General features: G+C 50.8%; 21 protein-coding genes. 13 read left to right on the forward strand and 8 right to left on the reverse strand.

Going from position 1 to position 19218, the window contains the following annotated elements; translation table 11 throughout:
- The first annotated feature begins 102 nt into the window (after positions 1–102).
- The 4 genes from WKI47_RS21860 (at position 103) to WKI47_RS21875 (ending at position 3667) form a co-directional block, all read left to right on the forward strand.
- Entirely contained in the window at positions 103–1161 is a 1059-nt protein-coding gene (locus WKI47_RS21860) for an ATP-grasp domain-containing protein (protein WP_340229312.1), read from the forward strand.
- 95 nt (positions 1162–1256) lie between these two features.
- A complete protein-coding gene (locus WKI47_RS21865; protein ID WP_340229313.1) occupies positions 1257–2027 on the forward strand; it encodes a hypothetical protein in 771 nt (256 codons plus the stop codon).
- 168 nt (positions 2028–2195) lie between these two features.
- Positions 2196–3323 carry a toxic anion resistance protein gene (locus tag WKI47_RS21870; protein ID WP_340229314.1) on the forward strand — a complete coding sequence of 376 codons (1128 nt, stop codon included), beginning with the start codon at positions 2196–2198 and terminating at the stop codon, positions 3321–3323.
- 68 nt (positions 3324–3391) lie between these two features.
- Complete coding sequence (locus WKI47_RS21875; RefSeq protein WP_340229315.1) at positions 3392–3667, forward strand: hypothetical protein; 276 nt, start codon at positions 3392–3394, stop codon at positions 3665–3667.
- A gap of 83 nt (positions 3668–3750) precedes the next feature.
- On the opposite strand, the gene WKI47_RS21880 is transcribed toward WKI47_RS21875, so the two are convergent.
- Positions 3751–4458: an AIM24 family protein gene (locus WKI47_RS21880; protein WP_340229316.1), complete on the reverse strand. Its 708-nt coding sequence runs from the start codon at positions 4456–4458 to the stop codon at positions 3751–3753.
- A 13-nt stretch (positions 4459–4471) separates the two neighbouring features.
- A complete protein-coding gene (locus tag WKI47_RS21885; protein WP_340229317.1) occupies positions 4472–4939 on the reverse strand; it encodes a hypothetical protein in 468 nt (155 codons plus the stop codon).
- Between the two features lie 303 nt (positions 4940–5242).
- Here WKI47_RS21885 and WKI47_RS21890 point away from each other — a divergent pair, with 303 nt between their 5' ends.
- A complete protein-coding gene (locus tag WKI47_RS21890) occupies positions 5243–5398 on the forward strand; it encodes a hypothetical protein (RefSeq protein ID WP_340229318.1) in 156 nt (51 codons plus the stop codon).
- Positions 5399–5496: 98 nt separating this feature from the next.
- Here the strand turns inward: WKI47_RS21890 and WKI47_RS21895 are convergent, their stop codons facing one another.
- The 4 genes from WKI47_RS21895 to WKI47_RS21910 form a co-directional block, all read right to left on the reverse strand.
- A complete protein-coding gene (locus tag WKI47_RS21895) occupies positions 5497–7191 on the reverse strand; it encodes a methyl-accepting chemotaxis protein (RefSeq protein WP_340229319.1) in 1695 nt (564 codons plus the stop codon).
- Between the two features lie 319 nt (positions 7192–7510).
- Positions 7511–9733: an Ig-like domain-containing protein gene (locus WKI47_RS21900; protein WP_340229320.1), complete on the reverse strand. Its 2223-nt coding sequence runs from the start codon at positions 9731–9733 to the stop codon at positions 7511–7513.
- Between the two features lie 163 nt (positions 9734–9896).
- On the reverse strand, positions 9897–10310 hold the full coding sequence (locus tag WKI47_RS21905; RefSeq protein WP_340229703.1) for an ImmA/IrrE family metallo-endopeptidase: 414 nt from the start codon (positions 10308–10310) through the stop codon (positions 9897–9899).
- A 46-nt stretch (positions 10311–10356) separates the two neighbouring features.
- Entirely contained in the window at positions 10357–10764 is a 408-nt protein-coding gene (locus WKI47_RS21910; protein WP_340229321.1) for a helix-turn-helix transcriptional regulator, read from the reverse strand.
- A gap of 417 nt (positions 10765–11181) precedes the next feature.
- Here WKI47_RS21910 and WKI47_RS21915 point away from each other — a divergent pair, with 417 nt between their 5' ends.
- The 3 genes from WKI47_RS21915 to WKI47_RS21925 all read left to right on the forward strand — a co-directional run bounded on the left by WKI47_RS21915 (position 11182) and on the right by WKI47_RS21925 (position 13218).
- Positions 11182–11688, forward strand: coding sequence for an ArpU family phage packaging/lysis transcriptional regulator (locus WKI47_RS21915; protein WP_340229322.1), 507 nt, complete (start codon positions 11182–11184; stop codon positions 11686–11688).
- A gap of 109 nt (positions 11689–11797) precedes the next feature.
- Entirely contained in the window at positions 11798–12334 is a 537-nt protein-coding gene (locus tag WKI47_RS21920) for an RNA polymerase sigma factor (RefSeq protein WP_340229323.1), read from the forward strand.
- Complete coding sequence (locus WKI47_RS21925) at positions 12331–13218, forward strand: hypothetical protein (RefSeq protein ID WP_340229324.1); 888 nt, start codon at positions 12331–12333, stop codon at positions 13216–13218. The genes WKI47_RS21920 and WKI47_RS21925 overlap by 4 nt, the downstream gene beginning before the upstream one ends.
- Before the next feature lie 192 nt (positions 13219–13410).
- Here WKI47_RS21925 and WKI47_RS21930 read toward each other — a convergent pair whose 3' ends face one another.
- Complete coding sequence (locus tag WKI47_RS21930; RefSeq protein WP_037283662.1) at positions 13411–13653, reverse strand: type B 50S ribosomal protein L31; 243 nt, start codon at positions 13651–13653, stop codon at positions 13411–13413.
- 192 nt (positions 13654–13845) lie between these two features.
- Between WKI47_RS21930 and WKI47_RS21935 the strand changes: the two genes are divergently transcribed.
- The gene (locus WKI47_RS21935; RefSeq protein ID WP_340229325.1) at positions 13846–14151 is read left to right on the forward strand and encodes a hypothetical protein; all 306 of its coding nucleotides are present in this window, start codon (positions 13846–13848) and stop codon (positions 14149–14151) included.
- A gap of 150 nt (positions 14152–14301) precedes the next feature.
- Positions 14302–14790, forward strand: a complete 489-nt coding sequence (locus WKI47_RS21940) for a hypothetical protein (protein ID WP_340229326.1) — start codon at positions 14302–14304, stop codon at positions 14788–14790.
- Positions 14791–14939: 149 nt separating this feature from the next.
- Here the strand turns inward: WKI47_RS21940 and WKI47_RS21945 are convergent, their stop codons facing one another.
- Entirely contained in the window at positions 14940–15269 is a 330-nt protein-coding gene (locus tag WKI47_RS21945; protein ID WP_340229704.1) for an IS66 family transposase, read from the reverse strand.
- 1221 nt (positions 15270–16490) lie between these two features.
- On the opposite strand from WKI47_RS21945, the gene WKI47_RS21950 reads away from it, so the two are divergent.
- From WKI47_RS21950 to WKI47_RS21960, 3 genes are read left to right on the forward strand one after another with little or no spacing between them, the layout of a single operon-like run.
- The gene (locus WKI47_RS21950) at positions 16491–17399 is read left to right on the forward strand and encodes a hypothetical protein (protein ID WP_340229327.1); all 909 of its coding nucleotides are present in this window, start codon (positions 16491–16493) and stop codon (positions 17397–17399) included.
- Between the two features lie 49 nt (positions 17400–17448).
- Positions 17449–17655: a hypothetical protein gene (locus WKI47_RS21955; protein ID WP_340229328.1), complete on the forward strand. Its 207-nt coding sequence runs from the start codon at positions 17449–17451 to the stop codon at positions 17653–17655.
- Position 17656: 1 nt separating this feature from the next.
- The gene (locus WKI47_RS21960; protein WP_340229329.1) at positions 17657–19114 is read left to right on the forward strand and encodes a phage tail sheath family protein; all 1458 of its coding nucleotides are present in this window, start codon (positions 17657–17659) and stop codon (positions 19112–19114) included.
- The last annotated feature ends 104 nt before the right edge of the window (positions 19115–19218 follow it).

Here is a 19218-nt window from a genome sequence, read left to right on the forward strand (position 1 = left end):
CGCCTTTTCAAGCGTAATACACCGTAATTCCGACATCATACATTGCGTGGACAGTATGAGCTTACGAGCTTCTTTTGTTTACCCGAAACGCTGAAAAGGAAGATGACAATGAGAAAAATATGGATGAATCGCTGGTTTTCCGTCGCTTACCATTATGTGAATCTGATTCGCGAAAACGAAGACGGAGAATCTTTCGAGTTTTACGGGACGCATCCCAATATCGATCATGTCTCGCTGGGAGCAAGCGACGTCAAAGAAGTCGAGCCGGAAGTCGAGGGTGAAGAGTACATCGTGTTTTGCCTCGATTTTTGCAAGCGGCATGGAATCGACTTATTTATTCCGCGTCTGCATATGGAATTGATCGCACAAAATCTTAAGCGGTTTGAAGAAGCCGGAACGAAAGTCATGGTCTGCGGCGATATGCAATTGTTGCAAAATATGATGAATAAGGAAAAATTCTATCGTTCGCTCGAAGGAAAAGGAGTCGTCGAGATTCCGGATTATCGGGTTGTGCGCACGGCGGATGAGTTTGCGCAAGCTTACAAGGAATTGACGGAGGCCGGAGAACGCGTTTGTTTCAAGCCGACAGAAGCCGAGGGTGGAATGGGCTTCCGGATCATCAAGGAAGAAGCCGGCGACCCGATGCAAGAGTTGTACGGTTGGGTGACACTGGAGACGACCTATGAAGAGACATTCCGCACCCTCTCTTCGGTAGACAACTTCGACGATCTGATGGTTATGGAGTTGCTCGAAGGCGAAGAGTATAGCATCGACTGCCTGGCGGATGCGGCGGGGAATCTGTTGACGGCCGTTCCCCGGCGCAAATCGGAAGGACGCGTGTATCATCTGGAGTATTCGGAAGAACTCTTGGCGATCTCGCACCGGATTGCGGAAAATTGCCGCATTCCCTATGCTTTTAACGTTCAGGTGAAGTACAATAAAGGTATTCCCAAACTGCTGGAAATCAACCCGCGCATGTCGGGAGGTTTGTATATCACCTGCCTGTCCGGCGTGAATTTCCCTTACCTGGCTGTCAAATCGGCATTTGGCGAGACATTCCCGGCGCCGAAGCCGCGATTCGGAATCAAAGCGAGTTACGTAGAGCAAGCCGTAAGGCTGGACCCTGTTCGCAGCGAGGCGGGAACGCCGGGCCTCAAGTAGCCGATCTGATAGAACATTCGATAAAAAGAACGCTGCTAAGGCGGACGTGGGCGGGGCGGCTTATGCTCTGCCATCAAGCTGGAGGTGTTTAAGGCATGATAGATTATATCAAACGTTACGGTCTGGCGATTACGGCCTTTATCGCGGGTTATGCGCTGACGATTGTGGGACAGGATTTTCTGCCTGTGTTTATCTCGGCGCTTATTCCCGGCGGTGCGGTGCTGCTGAGTATCGGTGCATTTAAACGTCGCAAGCCAAAGCCGACACCGATCGACTTATCCCCACAGTCTCAGCCGCAGCCTGAGGTACTTCCGCCGAGCGGAAGACGCACAGGCATTCCGGCAGTCGATCAGGCGGTAGATCGCCGTCTGCGCGAAGAGCAGGCTGCTCAGCGCGAAGAGGAAAGCCGCAAGGCAGCGGCCGCTGCCGCGAATCCTCCGGCACCTCCCAAGCCTGCTGCGGAGCCTGACGAGATGTGGGACCCGGTTCACGAGTATATCTCGGTGATCGAAGAGCTGATTATTTCGGAAGGGCAGAAAAATTCGCTGGATGACGAGATCGTCGAAAAAACGATGTCGCTCCTGGCCCGGATCTCCCGCCTGATCCCTCAGCTCAAAGAATTGAACGACAGCAAAGTCAATCACAATATTCAGCGCCTGGTCTTCAAAGACCTGAACGGCGCGATCAATCCGTTCCTGAAGCTAAGCGGCGAAGCCAAACGCAAAAACCGCCGACTGCTGCTGGACGGAATCAAAGACATCAATTCCCGGTTATCGCTGTATGTGGAGACGATTGAGCACCGCGACTTGATCGAGCTTCAAAGCCGGATCGACCTGATCCAACAACGCTACCGAACTTCTGACTAAGGATGGCTGGATCGCTGGATCGCTTTTTCTTCAATCCCTCCGGGTAAGAAGAAAAAGCAGACCCGCGATAAGCGATATCTTTGATTGTTCACATCTTCGCTTTCCCGGGCAAGACGCGCCAAGCGATAAGATCAATTCACGCATAACGGATCAAAAGGAGGAATCTTTATGTCGATGAACCTTGCGGTAGATTTGAAAAAAGACGATGTAGCCAAAGTCGAGCAGGAAGCGAAACAGGTTATTCAAAAAGTTGCGAATACCGATAATCTCCAGCTCGACGAGCTGATGGATCAGATCGGCCGGATGGGCCAACGCACGATGGAAAAAGCGGGCCAGTCGCTGGAAATGCTTCAGCGTCCGGTCAACGATATGGTATCCGGCAAGCGTTCCGAAGTGGGCGGCAACATTTTGCGTTTGCGTACCGAGATCGACTCGCTCAGCAAAAGCAAGCAGTTGGGCTTTTTCGACAAGATCATGCGTAAGACGCCGCTGAAAAACTATATCTACAAATATCAATCCGTGAAAACAAATGTCGATGCCATTGTCGTGTCGCTGCGCAACGGCAAAGACACGCTGGAAGAAAACATGGCTTATATGCGCAACCTGAAGCGGACTTCTATCGAGGAAGTGTATAATCTGCAAATGCGGATCGCCATGGGGAACCGCTTGAAGATTTTGTTCGAAGAAGAGATCGCCAAACCGGAAAACGCAGGCCGCAAAACGACGCTGGAACGCGGACTGCGCAAGGTGGTAACGCGTATCCAGTCCTTTACGGAAATGATCATGTTGTATCAGCAAGCGATTGCGGGTACGGATATCATCAATGACAATAACGACAAGCTGATCGACTCCGTCGACGCCACGATCGACAAAACGCAGCATTTGATCACCGTGTCCGCGATGATCGCGATGGCTTTGCAAGATCAGATGGAGACGATCGAGGCCGTCAATACGGCGAACCAGACGCTTCAGAACATGTTCGAGGAGAATTCCCGCATGTTGAAAGAAACGACGCAAAAAACGAACGATCTGCTCGGCAAACCGGCAATGCAGCTTGAAGCCGTGGAACGTGCAATGGGCGATCTGTTCACGGCCATGGATCTATATGAGCAGTCCAACCGTACGATTATCAAGTCGGCAACGGAGCAGACAGGCCGTATGACGGAGATCAACAAGAAGATGAATGATCGCTTGGGGCTGATGCAAAAAGGCGATTCTGCCGAGCCTGCGCGCGTTACAGCCGGTCAGCAGAGCGACGATCAGCGCTTGCAGTCGATCTCTAATTTGTTAGATTAAACAAACACGTATCAATTGGTACAAGGTCTGCTCGGCAGGCATGAAGATGAGAGGGAGGACTGCGTGGGATGAACATCAAGATACTAAATGCACGTATGGAGCGCAGGGAAGACAAGAGCTATATAGGGAAGGTCGAAGCCGAGGTTGAGGGCCACAAAGAGCCTTATGAGCTGACGATCTACAGTAAGAGTGGAGATGCGTGGGAGTACAGCCTCCACTTTTTGCAACAACCGGGACCCGAAGAGGAAATTCTGGCATTCGAGGAACATATCGAAAACGATGACGAAGCGTTCGACGTGATGGTCGACGCGGCTTGGGATTCGATGGAGCCGGAGGAATCCTGATCTGGGTACGTCAGGGTAACACAAAAAGGCCACTTTGACCGCGAATCGCGGCGAAGATGGCCTTTTTCATATGCGTACGCGCCCTACTTGATAAAAATATTCCCGAAAGGAATCGCTTCGCGCAAAATACGCTTGACCAATCCGTCGTCTTCCATATGCTCGCGAAGCTCCTGGCTGCGCGTGCCGCCCGCCTGAAGCAGCACATGGCCGCGCCCCGTCATTTTCCAATGAAAATTCATGTGTTGGCTGGCGAGATGGTTGCCGTAGACGGCGAGGTTCAGTTTGGCGTTCTCCGGATAGGCCAGGATGCTTCCCGCATTGACGAACAGAGGCTCTTTCTCGTGCAATTCGGCCTGGAATACGGTTCCTTGGGTCATGATGCCGATTTGCCCGTCGCCGGAAAATTTCATTTTGATGGCATCCTGGGTGATAAGCATGTTTTTCAGCTTCAAAATCCGGCTTTTCATCTCGATACCGTCGGTATAATAAAACAGCTGCCGGAAGTCGTACAGCATATCGCTGCCGCCGGACAAATCGAGCATTTGCAAACCGAAGCCGGCAGGCAGCACCGCAGTGAAAGTACAGCGTCCTTTGAAGTCAGCCCGGATCAGTTTGCGCTTGCGCATCATACGGCTGATTTCCAGCAGACGGTCGCTCCGTCCCCGCGGATCTCCACGGTACGACATCACTTGCTGCGGATGCAGAATATGGACGCCGTCATCGTGTTGTAGCTCGAAGGTATAAGCTTGAGCACCGAAAGAGTCTCCGGATTGTTCGTGAATGATGTTCATGCAAATCCTCCGTTCATCGTCTGCCGCGCAGACCGAGGCGAAGCACGCGAATAAACAGGAAGTAACCGACGAAAAGGCCGATCAGAACGAAAATGATGATTTTCATGGTGCGTGCGCTGCGATCGCGTTCTTCCTGTGCCGCGTTCAAGGCTGTGACGGTCTGCTGAAGCTGTTGATTTTGCTGGTCGAGTCGTTGATTTTGTTCATTCAACTGCGTCACCTGATCCCGATACCCTTCCATGTCTTCGCGGTAGCTTTGGATATCGGCTTTGGCGTCTTCAAGCTGATTCACCGTTTCCTGGTAGCTTTGACGCAGTTGGTTGACTTCGCCGGGCAATTCGCCGAACATTTCCAGCCCATTCACGAAGTTATCGAACGGCTCCCAGGCATGCGCGGGACGAGCGGCAGGCAGGAACAGGATTCCGACTAACAGGGCGACAGGAACGCATTTGCGTAAAGCGAAAGAGAATCTATGCTTCATGATGAGAAGGTCACCTCGATTTAAGATGTCGAATAGAAGTAGGGCCAATCCAGAATGTACAGGCCCTGATAGGAGAAAGCGTTTGATAAGGAGAATGTTTGATAACGCAGTCAATCGGGTATACATAAACAATAAGCGGACAAGACTTTGTACCGAATATGTCCGTATTTTGCAGTGCCTAAGATTGTACGTCATTAAGTGTACCGAAGTTTCCGAACAAACACCAATTTCGGTTAAAAAAGATCACTTCTGGCCGTACGATGAAGCACGCCTATATTAATCATCGAACGGGAGCGAATATATATGTATACCACAAACTCGAATTTCACAAAAATTACGGTGACGGTCAACGGGGAGCCGGTCGGTAACGAACTGTTGCTCGATAGCGTGACTTTCCGCCCGGTTACCGCAGAAGCGGCAACGCTTGAAATGGAAAGCAAAGTGGCTTCGAAGCATTGATGATGTGAAAATCTATCCGATCATCCGCAAGACACAAACCAAAAAGCTGCTTGGTTCAGATCCGTTCAAATAACGGACTGGGCAAGCAGCTTTTTGGTTTAAATTTTGAATCGGTCTACCAACGTAAACAGGTCTTCGGACAGATGCGAGAGCATCGTGGACGAAGCCTGAATTTCCTGCATGGAGGCATGTTGATCGCCTGAGGAGCCGGCCAATAATCGCGCACGCTCATGCGTACCATTGGCGATCGAGGCGCTAAGTCTTATTCGCTCGGAGACGGAAGTGGCATCTTGGGCTAGACGTTTGACATCGTTCATCGCTGCGCTGGCATTTTCTTTGGAGACAGACCAGGCACTTTGAATAGCACTGAATGATGCGGAGGCCGAGGCAAACGTCTGAGTGCCGCGGTCAGCCGCAGAGGATACGGACACCATTGCACCCGCAGCGGCTTCAATCTGGCCAAGTGTGGATTCGATGATTCCATGGATTTGCCGCACCGCCGATCCGGAGCGGTCCGACAGCTTGCGAATATTATCCGAGACAACGGCGAAGCCGCGTCCATACTCGCCTGCGCGAGCGGCCTCAATGGCGGCGTTTAAGGCAAGCAACTGCGTTTCTTCCGAAATTTCCGTAATCACGCCCAGAATTTGACGAATCTTTTGCGAATGCAGGCGCATATCTTCGATAGCCGTTTTCAATTCGTCCAATGCAACCCCTGTCAGATTCAACTGATGGGAGGCTTGATCCAGGTCTCCTCCAGCCGTACGCGAGTGCCGTTCCGATTCGGACGCGCGGTATGCCAGATCCTCGACACGTCCCAATACCTGTTCGGCAAAGGTTGTGATTTGATCCAGCAGCTTCGAGCTTTCGGTCAACGAACGGAGTTGGAGAGACGCTTCTTCTTCCAGGCCCATGGCCACATCGTGAATGCGTTCTCCGGCGTCGCCCGTCTGTCCGGCGCTCGCCGTAAGCTGTTCCGAAGCGGAAGCGACTTGATACGAACTGTCCCGAACCTCGGTCAAAATGGTGCGGAAGCTGCCAGCCATTACATTAAAGTCGGAAGCGAGCATAGCAGCCTCGTCACGTCCTCGTATCGGAATCGTCTTCATGCTGAGGTCACCCTGTGCCAGCAAACGAGTCTGTTCAGACAAGTGAACGACAGGAGAAATCATTCGGCGAATGATGAAATATACCGCAATCAGGGCGACGGTGAGCAGGATGGCTCCAATCAGGAGAGGAAGTTCAAACACGGAGAGTGTGCGCTCCTGAATAATCGAGGAATCGAAGTTGATGGCCATCAAAGCGACGACTTTCTGATTTTCGCCTTCGCCGGCATAAATAGGGCCATAGCCGGTTTTGAGTCCGATTCCATCATAGGTATATACTTTCGAGTAGACACCGTGTGACATCGTTGTTGCCATTTCCCGATCCTCATCAGTGAAATAGAAGCTATCTCCTGCCTTGTAACCCCGTTCTCTTAGATTGGAGTCAGCCGCCAGAATTTTTCCGTCTACAGATAAAATAAAGGCTTCTTTGAAAATAGGTTTGTGCTCGTGAATCCAGTCGATTTTGTTTTGAATTTCTTCCAGTTTCGAGGTGTCACCTGCGGCTAATGCTTCGATATCAGCGGGAGCTACGAGTCCGGTCGTGATATTTGCACAGCCTACTAGCTCGATTCCGACGGCTTCGTCAACTTGTCCGTAAGCCGCTTGATAGGCGAGCAGGCCAACCGCTAATCCGATCACAAGAAATAAGGATACGATAGCCGTTGTAATTTTTCCGGCGAGTTTCATAATGAATTTGATCCCCCTCTAAATTGTACGTTGAACAACGTCGTGCTTACCGCTGCCGTCATTGAAACGGAATAAATCGGAGAGGGCGAGGGGATTGGAGTCGAGTTGTTATACGTTCATATCGTGCAAGATTGCAAAGGGAGTTGCTGTGATAAAAATCTCAAAAACAAAGATACGCAAAATTTAAATCAAAGTCCAAATCCATAAAAACTATATTTTGGGATTTGAAAATGAACACAAACAAAAATGCCGTTCCTTCGGAAGAAGGAACGGCATTTCTTTGGCAAACTAGCCTATCATAAAAGGTTTTTAACGCTTGTTATTTCTTCACCGTTACCGAGATGGTCACGGTTTTGGTGCCGAATTTGCCTTTGATCGTAGTCTTGCCTTCGGCCACGGCAGAGATTTGACCTGTTGCCGAGATTGTCGCTACAGATGGCTTGGAGCTTGTCCATGTGGTTTGTGCAGCAACGCTAGCTGTTACTCCGGTGTCGTAAGCAGCCGTAACCACAACTGTTTTTCCGGCGCCGGGAGCCAGTTTCAACGACTTTTCGTCAACGGTGAGCTTGGTCAGTTTCGGTACGACGGTAACGTCGACAGATACCGCGATGCCCTGGTAGGAGCCGCTCAGCGTTGCTTTACCTTCCGACACGCCTTTTACGGAAGTCGTCGCGATCGAAGCTACCTGAGGATTGGAAGATTCCCAACCTACCTTGCTGCCCAGCGAGATTTTGGAGCCGTCCGCGAAGAATCCGGTAACTTTGATCGATTTGCTGGACTTAACGTTGAGTTCGATCGAAGTCGGTTCGACTACGATCTTGGTGATTTTTTGTTCGATCTTCACGGGAACCGTGATCGACTTGTTCAGGTACGTGCCTTTCAGCGTTGCCGAACCTTTGAGCAAGCCTTTGATTTCTTGGTCTTTGCCGGTCGTTTTGATTACGGCATTCGTGCCGCTTACGGTCCAGGTAATCAGCGAAGAGATATCTTTCTCTTGCCCGTCTTCCCAGACTGCGTTCACCGTCGGCAGATCGGAAGATTCGCCGATAATCAGGTTCAGAGCTTCATCCGGACCGATCAGAACCAGAACTTTCTCATTGATCGTGACTTTGAATTCAACCGTTTTGCCGCGTACGGAAACGTCGCCCGAAGGCGTGTTTACGGAGGTGGCGTCAGGCAGGGAAGCAGTCAGTGTAACGGTACCCGCCGACTTCGCAATGACTTTGCCATTTTCAATATAAGCAATCTCTTCGTCGCCGGATGTCCATGTTACGTCGTTGCTCAGATCAAGCTTCGAATCATCAAGCTTCAGTGCATTGACCTTTGGAAGAGACTCGGACTCGCCTTTGTACAGATCTGTTTCGGTTTTTGCTGCTTCAAGCGACTTCAGCGTCGGATAAACCGTCACTTTGATTTCTTTGGAGATTCCGCCGTAGTCGGCTTTGATCGTTGTACTGCCTACGGCTTTTGCTGTAACTTTTCCGCCTTCAACGGTAGCGGCCAGCAGGCTACTGGATGTCCATTTGGAAGAAGCGGATACGTCGAGCGAAGAGTTGGCACGGTCGCGTACTTCGGCTTTCAGATCAAGCGTTTCGCCCAGGAAGATCGTAGTGGCTTCGGAAGGAACCAGCAGCAAGGCTTCATACGGTGAACGTACATAGACGTCCAGCGTTCCGGTTACGCCCAAGTATTGAACCGTAATCGTGGCTTTACCCGCAGCTTTTACGGTAAGTGTTCCTTTTTCGACGGCGACAACCGATTCGTTGGAAGTCGTCCATGTTGCATTCGCAGTTACATCATGCTCGCCACTGCCGCCAGCGGCGGGAGCGATCGATTTCAGCTTGATTTCATCGCCGACGAGCAGTTCCAGATCGGATGCTTTGCCTTTGTCGTCGCGAATCTCAAGGGAAGAGTAAGGCAGTTCGACCGTAGCTTTGAACGTACCGGTCTGACCTTGGTATTTCGCTGTGATGGTCGCGGTACCTTTGCCGACCAATGTAACTTGTCCGGCGTCGATCGTCAGCACGGAAGAGTTGGAGCTGGTCCATGTTGCGAGCGAAGTGACATCGGTGACTTTGTCTTTTTCCGCGCCGCCTGTCAGCTTGGCTGCGATTTTCAAATCGCTTTCGGAATCGCCCAAAAGATATGTACCGCTTTTGACCGGTTCAAGGGCGAGTTTCGTATACGGATACGAAGCTGCGATTTCTACGGTTGCGACTGCACCTTCGTAAGTGGCGGTAATGGTTGCTGTGCCTGCTTCTTTAGGCGTTACCAGACCTTTGACAACCTGTGCGACGTCTTCGTCGGAAGAAGTCCATGCTGCGGTTGCCGTGATATCTTTTTTGGAAGTCGAGCCTTCGATGGTCGCATAAACCTTCAACTGTTTAGCCGATTGGCCGATCACCAATTCTTTTTTCGTGGCGTCGTCGAACGAAATCGAGGTGACGTCTCCCGTGGCGGCAAAAGCATTCGCTGGGAACGCGATCGCGGCAATCATCAGCAGCAGGGCCAGGGTTCTCATCACTCTTTTTTGTCGGATCATGATCTTCTCCTTCAATAAATAAGTTTTTGGAATCGTTTTGGAAGGCGGGTTCAGCCGTTCCGTCTCCTTTATTATCGGAAAAAAACCCCAGAACGTTACGTTTTGAATATAAAAAAATGGAAATAGGTAATAGGTCCTAATAAGGTTTGGAACGTATGTTCGATCATTGGACAAAAAAATAAACGCATTCCGCCGGAATTCCGCTGCGCAGCAGAAACCGTTCGAACGATTCGCCGGGAATCGGTTCGGTCTTGCTGGTCAGAAGCAGCATAGCGAAGCGATTGGCTTGACGCTCAAGCTTGCCCGCGCTGAAAAAAGAATGCTCCTCGATAAAAAACCGGTTCACTCCTTTGTGCAGGCGGTCGTGTCCAAGCTCGTGCGCGCAAACGAAATTCCGCCATTCTTCGGGAAGCTGCTCGTTGATGACGATGAAACGCCTGCGAAGCTTGCGATAATACAATCCTTTGGTCGATTTGCCGAGGTCCATGTAACGGATATGGATACCGAGCGATTCAGCCATGGCAAACGGATCGGTCGTGCGGGTCATGCGAATAAGTCGATCGACGAGTTGGGTCATAGAGTCCACCGTCCGTGCCCTCCTTTTGGCGGAATGTTCGGGTGTGTCAGCTTTTGCGTTTGTTCATTTGCTTGGCTTCCCAGAAAAGTCCGGTCAGCACGTCTTTGATCCGCTGCTTGTCTTCGCGATCCAGGGGAATGCCGTCGAACATCAGCTCGCCGTCTTCTTCAAGCATCTTTTTGAAATCCCGTTTGTCGCGCGAACTGGCCCATTCCGGCGCCGTTCCTTCATGGGCATCGGGCAGATAGCCGGCTTCGTTCATCATCTCTTCGTACGGAACGCCGAGCGCTTGCGCAATCTTCGTGATCGTCTGCGGCTTGGGCACGCCCCGAAGGCCGTGCTCGATGCGGGAGATCTGCGACGTGCTGACACCCGCTGCTCCGGCCAGACGGTTAATGCTCCAGCCTTTGCGTTCGCGAACCTGTCTCAAATAACTACCGAATCGCTTTTCCATATGCGCATCCTTCCTCGCTTCGTCAATTTAGCCGATCGCCCGGCGTTCCCTCTCTGTTTAATATACCCAATATCCGGTGCCGGGTAAATGTGTGAATAAAAAATATTGCCAAAAGGCGGAAAGTACGGAATGTCTACAAAAAATTCATGTCTGGCGCGAGCAGGTTGTCCCGAATGAATACGGAGCTCGTCTGCCGGATTCGTTCTTGAACCGTAAACGAATCATTCGCACGTAAATATCATTTTTGAGCGGGACAAGCTGTTCAAGTGGAAGAAAACGTCAAAATGGTTCTTTACGAGTTTGGAAAAGATGTGGTAAGGTTAAAACATGAATACGAACAAGATGCGAACAAAATCTTAAGAAGACGGACTTGCTTGCTTTAATTATTGCCAAAAGACAACAAAAGGAGAGATCAAAATGGATGCCACATTGAATTTGCCCAAGCTCGATCGCCGAAAAACGCAGGCTGCTATCGAGGCCGCCATGGAGAAATACCGCATTTACAAAACGATTACGTTCGAGGAACGGGAAGCACGCGTCACATCTTCTTATAACGAGACGCCTTCGGGCTACACGGGTACGACCAGCGACTCCACAGCTCGAACCGCTATATATAATGTAGATATGCCGGCTGCCCGTGTCGCTTATTGCGAACGGATCGAGCGGATCGTGGAGCGGTTGAACGATCGGGAACGGCTGCTGCTGCGCGAACGCTATATGAAGCAGGACGATGTATTCGATTATAAAGTGTACAACCACGTATTCGACCCGCCGATCAGCAAAGATACGTACGTGAAGGTGCGTACCGGCGCTTTTTACAAAATGGCTCTGACGCTGTCGGCAATGGGGTTGATCCCGTTGGATGAATTGTTGGCGAAAACGTCGGAAAGCGGACGCGGCAAGGGCGAGAAGCAGCGAGCTTAGCGGAACAACTGCACGAAAGCAAAAGGATATTCAAAAAAACAGAACTTTTTTCGGAAAAAGGGAACGATCTCAGGTCTGTCTTGTCTAAAAGGGTAGAAGAGGTGAGCAGATGGATAAAATGAGAGGAAATCCGGACGCGAAGATGCAGGCCGCCGATCCGGATACCGTCATACGCACTTATTGGGGGGAAGTGTGGAAATATCTCTTCTTCATGACAGGAAGCCGACCTACGGCCGACGACCTGACTCAAGATACGTTCATTCGGGCGCTGCGCGGATGGAACTCGTTCAGAGGAGACTCTTCGATCAAAACATGGCTGATGAAAATCGCTCGAAACACGTACATCAACCATAAGCGTTCCGCGTTTGTACGTCGGGTATTGCCTTTTTCGCAAGTGGAGCATGGGGGGACGGAAGCGTCGGCGGAAAAAGCGTATCTGGCCGAAGCGGGCGAGCGGCGGATTTGGGAGTTGGTGTTCCGGCTGCCGGACAAATTGCGCGAGACGCTGCTGCTCGAAGCCCATTACGGCATGACGGCGCGCGAAGGCGCGGAAATGCTGGGCATCCCCGAAGGCACGTATAAATCGAGATTGTCGCGTGCAAGAAGCCGGATAGAGCGCATGATGAACGGGGAGGAACAGGCATGAACCGATTCAAGGGACTGAACGATAGTCAGGAAAAGAGGCAAGATCGGGACGTGCGGCCAAATTGGTACGATACGCTAAGCCGCGAGCCGGGGCAGATGAGCCAGGAGCCCACGCTCGCGCAAATGCGCAAGATCAAGGAGGAATCGACGATGAAACACGCATACGCACCGACACGAAACAAAGGCAAAACGGCTTTTGGAGCAATCGTGGCAGCCGGGGTGATTTTCGGAGGTATCTGGGGAGCGAATTCCGCAGGGTGGCTGGACAATGGGACGCCGAACGCCGCGCAAACGCAAGTGGCCGGGCAATCGCAGACCGATCCGGGATCGGCAGGAAGCAATGCGGGAGGCGCGGTCGGCGGCGGACAGACGGAGCAGAACGCGCAGACTTTGGCCGCGGAAGCCGAAGCGCAGGCGCGAGAGGTCGCGGAAGACTTCAAAAAAGAAGATCTGACAGTGACTCCGGAAAAGTTGGACGTATACGAACGCGAGTTTCGGGTAGAAAACGAAGACACGTCGAGCATGGAAGCCTGGATCGAAAAACGTCATGCCGAGTTATCCGCATACGCGGAAAACGAGTTTTTGTCGAGTTACTTCGCCAACCGGGCCGGAGATATGCCGTATCAAGCGGCGATCCGCACCGATTCGGAATTGACGGTCGAAGATCTGACGATGACGACGAGAAACATAGACCTTGAAAACAATCAGGTCACGTTCGATTACAAGCTGAATCTGGTGTTCTCCGGCAATCGCGAACCGCTGCCGATGAAAGGCGCGATCCGCATGGAAAAAGGAGCGGACGGATGGAAAGTGTTGAAAGACGTGCCAGGCAAAGCGAGTTTTTTGGAACTGTACAAAATCGCGTGGCCGAATCTCGCAGGTTAAAAGCAAACGGAAAAACGAACCGAAATCGAATCTCGATCGGTCCGAAACGCAATCGCAAAAGCTGCGACTCCCTTTATCGGGAATCGCGGCTTTTTTGCATAAAGATCCCGGCGCCCAAAAAAACGCAAAAAAAAACAGGCGTCGGAAGATTCCGCTGCCTGGTCGTAGAAGTTCGCTTGCGCGAGCTTGATCTTACAAGTTGTATTTCTTTTTGAAACGCTCGACTTGGCCGCCGGCATCAAGAATCTTCTGTTTGCCAGTGAAGAACGGGTGCGAATCGGAAGTGATTTCCACTTTGATCAGCGGGTACGTGTTGCCGTCTTCCCAAGCTACGGTTTCATTGGATTTACGAGTCGAAGCGCTCAGGAACTGGTGTCCTGTGCTCGTGTCCATGAATACTACCGGTTGGTAGTTCGGGTGAATTCCTTGTTTCATCTATTTTCAACTCCTTCTTAAAATAATCAATAATCACATACACTATATAGTAGCATAGGGCAAGCATCTTGACAATATTGAAATATGGAGAAGTGATTGAATTTGTTTGAGACAGGCGGTGATAGGCGAGAAGACATAGATGTATATAATGTAGTTAGTCGAAACCAATACTGGGCACAGGGTGGCATCAGTATGACATTCCAAAATCCCGGCGTTTGGAAACAAAGAGCTCAGAATGAGAACATGCAAGGTATTGATAGTGATACTCAGCGATCGGGCGTAGTCTACAACAACACCAATAATATTTGGCTCATCATGACTCCGACTCAATGTACAGCTGAGCAATTCCGAACTGCTATTCTTGGAAGTATCGGTTTTGGTACACTTGTTAACGGAATCTTCTTAGATAGTGGGGGATCTTCACAAATGAGAGCAGGAACGACTACTATTGCAGCAAGTTCACGGAAGGTTCCAGAAATGTTGGCTTTGAGATCTTGACTCAAAACAGTTTGAAATAAATATTTAGTTTATAAAAAAAACCCAGATGCCTTTAAAGGCATCTGGGTTTTTTGTTTTTGGAATTTATTTTTTCAAAAAGCGAATCTTTTTGAAATTTAAAATGTCTATTTTGTTGAAAGGATGTGCGACATGAAAAAAATTATTTCTGCTATCAGTATTACGATGTTAGGTTTCAGTTTCTTAATAGCCTGTGGAGCTGAATCGGACACTAAAGAGCCGGTTGCAGCTCAAGAAGCTACGACAAAAACTAGTGATACGAAAAATGAAACGGCAATTGATGCAGGTGTCCATGTGGATTGGAGTGCAGTCACTAGTCCTCTATGGAACCAAGATATTGAAACTAAGTTAAGAGCAACCCTCGATGCAATTATTCAAAAGGATGCAAAGAAGTTAAATGAAGAAGTTATGCCGGATGCATCAGGTGCGTTTGATTATATGCTCAAAGACCAATACGATTTTAAAAGTATTTCAGATGTCAGAGAAGAAGATAATAAAGTTCTTGTAAAGGTGGATCACGATGTTTTGATGGCAGGAAGTGATTCTGTTCAAACTGGTGGTTATTATTACTATTTTGAAAAAGACGGAAATGGTAAATGGCAATTAGTGACGATTGATTAGGAAGTACAATGAAGATGGGAGCATCCCTGATGTCGAGACGTAGCGGTGCTCTTTTTTTACACTCAATATTATGAGTAGTTCTAAAGCTAATTAAGTAGATTTTCAGTTCCTACTTATCCCCTTACCAGCGAGTTACGCTGGTATAAGGCTTAGGTCAACGAGTCGAGAAGTGGCTTGCCCTGTTTCATCATGGTTGAAATAACCGAGTGCAGCCGAGTAAATTGATTCGCTTCCTGCTCGGTCCGAAAACAGTCGGATACATTCTGTTTCACCTTCGTCATGCCAATGTCTCGTTCGTCCTGGTTGTGGTCAAATGGCAACCGGACATCGGAAAGAAAGCGGAGGAACGCCGGTTTTTGCGCGTTCATTCTTTTTCTGAGATTGCTCGCTTTGCTACCCATTTTTCGTCCACGAGGCCTATTTTTTCCCAGTGCTCGTTTTGAACCCAGCTTCCCTCGCGCCAGCAGCAATTGGTACACGCTCAAGTAGGTCGTCCAAGCCGAGAAAAATTAAGGCCGTATTGGTTTCAGGCACGCAAGCCTTTCAGAAAGGGAGCCCGAGCTTTGACGTCGTAGTAAGGGAACGATTTTGTGCGCGGATTGGCAATTCGGTCACGACCATGCATGGGCTCGGCAGGTATTCAACCTGTCGGACTTCATGAGCGTGAGCCGGAACATCTCGAAGCGTCGCTTGATAGCCGGGTCGAGTTTCGAGCGAGTGGAGGATGATTTCATACGAGCAATCCGCAAAGCGGAGCGTGTGGACGTCATGCCCGCGAGGGGCCTCTTTTTTATCGCCGACGATTCGGGAATTCGTAGGCTTTCTGCTGTTTTGAATTTTTTAACCGAGCTGTCGTTCCAGCTAATGCATGCGTTTTTTCAGCTTTTGAAGCTGTACCTGTTCACGTAGCATCCGATTTTTCTCCAAAATTAGAGTGAAGACGTCCTCGATTTCGGAGTCACCTTTGCAAACCAGCAGCATCTGTTTCGGCGTGAATGTCACAAACGTCACTCCTTTCTCGTGAAGCAGTATAAAGAATAGATTCAAGATTCGGGTTGGAAAATTCCTTTTTTATCGAATTACTATAGTAGAATACCTAAGTAGCAACCTAAAATGGAGGTAATTCAAATGAGAGTAGCTCAACACGAAGTATATACATATGACGGAGTGAAGGTGCATATCTTTATATAGAAGAATCGGGTGCTTGAGCGCATGGATTTGTAATTCTTCTAATTAAGAGGTTTTCGGATCACTCAAGGATTCGAATCAACGGAAATGGAATGTTTGAGCCGTCAAACCCCGTAGCTACGCGGTCGGCAGAGGTATTCCGCTCTTTTTCCACCTACGGTTCGTCTTTTTCCCACCTTTTATCGGACAGAAACCGGACGCTTCACCGTCTCCGTTTGGTGAAAAAGGCGGTAAGATTATATCATCGGGAAGTTGAGCGAGAGGCCAGGCGCCGAAAGCTCAGAGAAGCTCATATCCGCTGAAAAGACGGGTGCGGCCCTTACGGGCGACGCAGCCGTTTTTGTCATGCAACAGGCGGCGTGAACAGGTTCTGGCAAGACTCCCGAAGTTGGAACATAAACAGAAATAAACGCGAAAATATCAAACCCGTCGTCGGAGTATCTGTCGGCGGTTTTGGGCATGGAGCGGGAAAGGAAGGAGGATGTGTTATTCGCGAGACGATCAAAAAAGCATTGGAAGAACGAATTCCGGAATTGGCTGACCGCGTGCATGATTTGCCTTCCACTGGCCAAATCTATACAGGGATCGGTGCAGTGGTCACTTTCGGCGAAGAGATTCGCAAAAACGATTGGGCCGGTTATCGGCGCATCGTGAAGATTTGGCCTTATGCCGATGAGGCTGCTGGCGGTTTTGACAAGGTGGAAGAGCTGGCTGAAAAGATTGAAGCGGCGCTGCACGAGTCGGTGCTTGGCGGTGATTCGGCGGCAAAAGACGCATCGACTTCGGGTGAGCAAGCGGCAAGTAGCGGGAGTAATCTTATCAAATCCCCGTTCACCTGCGTCTTTGCCGGATCGGCGGACGGGGATCGTACAGACGCTGTACTTGGTATCGGAAGTCTGACACGCGGTTTGCGGTTCGCGGTGTATCGACAGCCGGCTAGCGCCGTTGTTGTACCGGATACAAACGAAGCAGGGACAGAATTAAGCAGCTTATCCAAGTTGACGTCCGATCTGCTCGGAACAGACTGGCAGATCCATACGGATCGCTGGGCATCGGCGGTTGCAAGACCTTGCGTATTATGGCGGCTGTCGGGCAGTCGAAAAGTAACGGCCAAGCCTTCTGCGTTCGATGTAAGGCGGACATACGCTGCACATGTATTGGGGCGAGTGCCCTCCGAGGAGCGTGAGGCACTTGTTCTTTTGGCCGAACGGCTTAGCGCGACTCCGCGATTGAAGCCTACGGCGCCGGGGCGTCGCGGAGCAACGATTGCGGACGTAGTTGCGGATCTGGAAGCCGACGGAATGTTGAAAGGTCAATTTCGACTCGATGTGCTGGAGCGCGTGGTTGATCCTGGAGGTCAACCCGGAGAGACCGAACCACCAGTGTTGATCGGTGAAGTCGGACTGAAGCATGGAGATTGAAGCGTCCTGTGAACCTACCGATCAAGATGGACAATAAGGCGGGATGAATATGGCAGGTATGACGAAGGTTGAAGCCGATACTCGCCGAGAAGCGGCTTTGTATACGGCAGATGAACTGATGCCGCATGCGGAAGACCTATTCGGCGTGCGCAAAGAAGTCGTGCACGCTGCGCTCTGCGGCGAATCGGAAAAACGTTTTACAGTCGAACAAGTAAGGCAAAAGATCAAACAATTTATGAAAGCGAAGGTGAAGTAATATGGCAGGCGGAACTTGGAGTGCAACAGAAAAACCGGTCCTTCCGGGACTTTATATGAATTTTCAGGCGGCAGCGGCTTCGGCGGTACAGCCGGGCAGTCGCGGAACGGTAGCGGTATTGGTCAAAGGCAACTGGGGACCTGAACGGGAATTTATCGAAATCGGCAGCGAAGCTGCGATCAGCCGTGCTTTTTCGAACGAAGCGACAGGCGGAGCGACGGCTTACGATTCGTTGTATCTGGCTCTGCTGGGCGGTCCGAAAAAGCTGCTCGCTTACCGTGTCGCCGATGACACGGCCGCTGCGGCGTCGCTGGCGCTCAAAACGGGCGAAACCAACGTGCTGCGTCTGACCGCTTCGTATACAGGTAGCCGCGGCAACAATTTCCGTGCTGCAGTTCAGCCGAACGTCACGAACGAAAATGCACTGGAACTGCGTCTGTACGAAGGCGCGAAGCTGCTGCGTACATTCGTTTCGGAAACCGGCAGCGTGGCGACATTCGTCGAGGCGATTAACTCGGACGTAGAAAATGTCTGGGTAAAAGCAGAAGCGCTGGCGCCGGAATCGATTCTGTCGCAAGTTTCCGGTGCGGCGTTTACCGGTGGCGCAAGCGGCAACGGCGAGCTGAGCAATGCGGATTATATTGCGTCGCAGTCGGCGCTGGAAGGCGCGGACTTTGATGTGTTGGCACTGGATTTCGCAGCCGATTCGGCACTTCTGCAAAGCTTTGCGGCATTCGTGAAGCGTCTGCGCGGAGAAGGTCGCGGCGTAACGCTGGTGGTCGGGGGTACCGAAGCCGACGATAAAGCTGTCAATGCACCTGCGCTGGCTTCCGCTCGTTCGACGGCGCTCAACCACGAAGGTATTATCAACGTCGGCACAGGCGTCAAATTGGGCTCGGCTTCTTACAGTTCCGCACAGACAAGCGCTTATGTCGCAGGTCTGATCGCCGGACAGCGTTTGAACGAATCGACGACGTACCATGCGGCTCCATTCGAAGACGTGACTCGCCGCTGGACGCGTTCCGAACAAGAAACAGCGGTCAAAAACGGCGTGTTCCTGCTGTTCCATGACGGTCGCCAGGTCAAAACGCTGCGCGGAATCAACACATTGGTCACGCCGGCTACCGGTCAAAATAACGCCTGGAAAAAGATTCGCTCCGTCCGCGTGATGGATGCGATCAGCAGCGACCTGCAACGTACGGCCGAAGACTCGTACATCGGCAAGGTCAACAACACGGAAGAAGGCCGTCTGGCGCTGATCGGCGCAATGAAAGAATACCTGGCCCTGCTCGCCCAAAGCGGCGTAATCGAAGAAAACGGCTTCGACGTGATCCCGGACCCTGCCTACTACGGCGATGCTCCGATTATCAAGCCGGAGGCGGATCAGGTCTTCCTGCAATGGAACGTGAAGCTGGCCGACGTGATGGAGCAATTGTTCGGTACGTTTAACGTCCAGTAAAAATAGACGGAGGAGCGTTGGCGCATAGTAGGAATGCCGCGCAACAGCTCCTTTTTTCAACACTGATATTCATTAAAATAAACCATTAACGATCTCAAGGAGGA

Source organism: Saccharibacillus sacchari (assembly GCF_037722395.1).
GTDB lineage: Bacteria > Bacillota > Bacilli > Paenibacillales > Paenibacillaceae > Saccharibacillus > Saccharibacillus sacchari_A.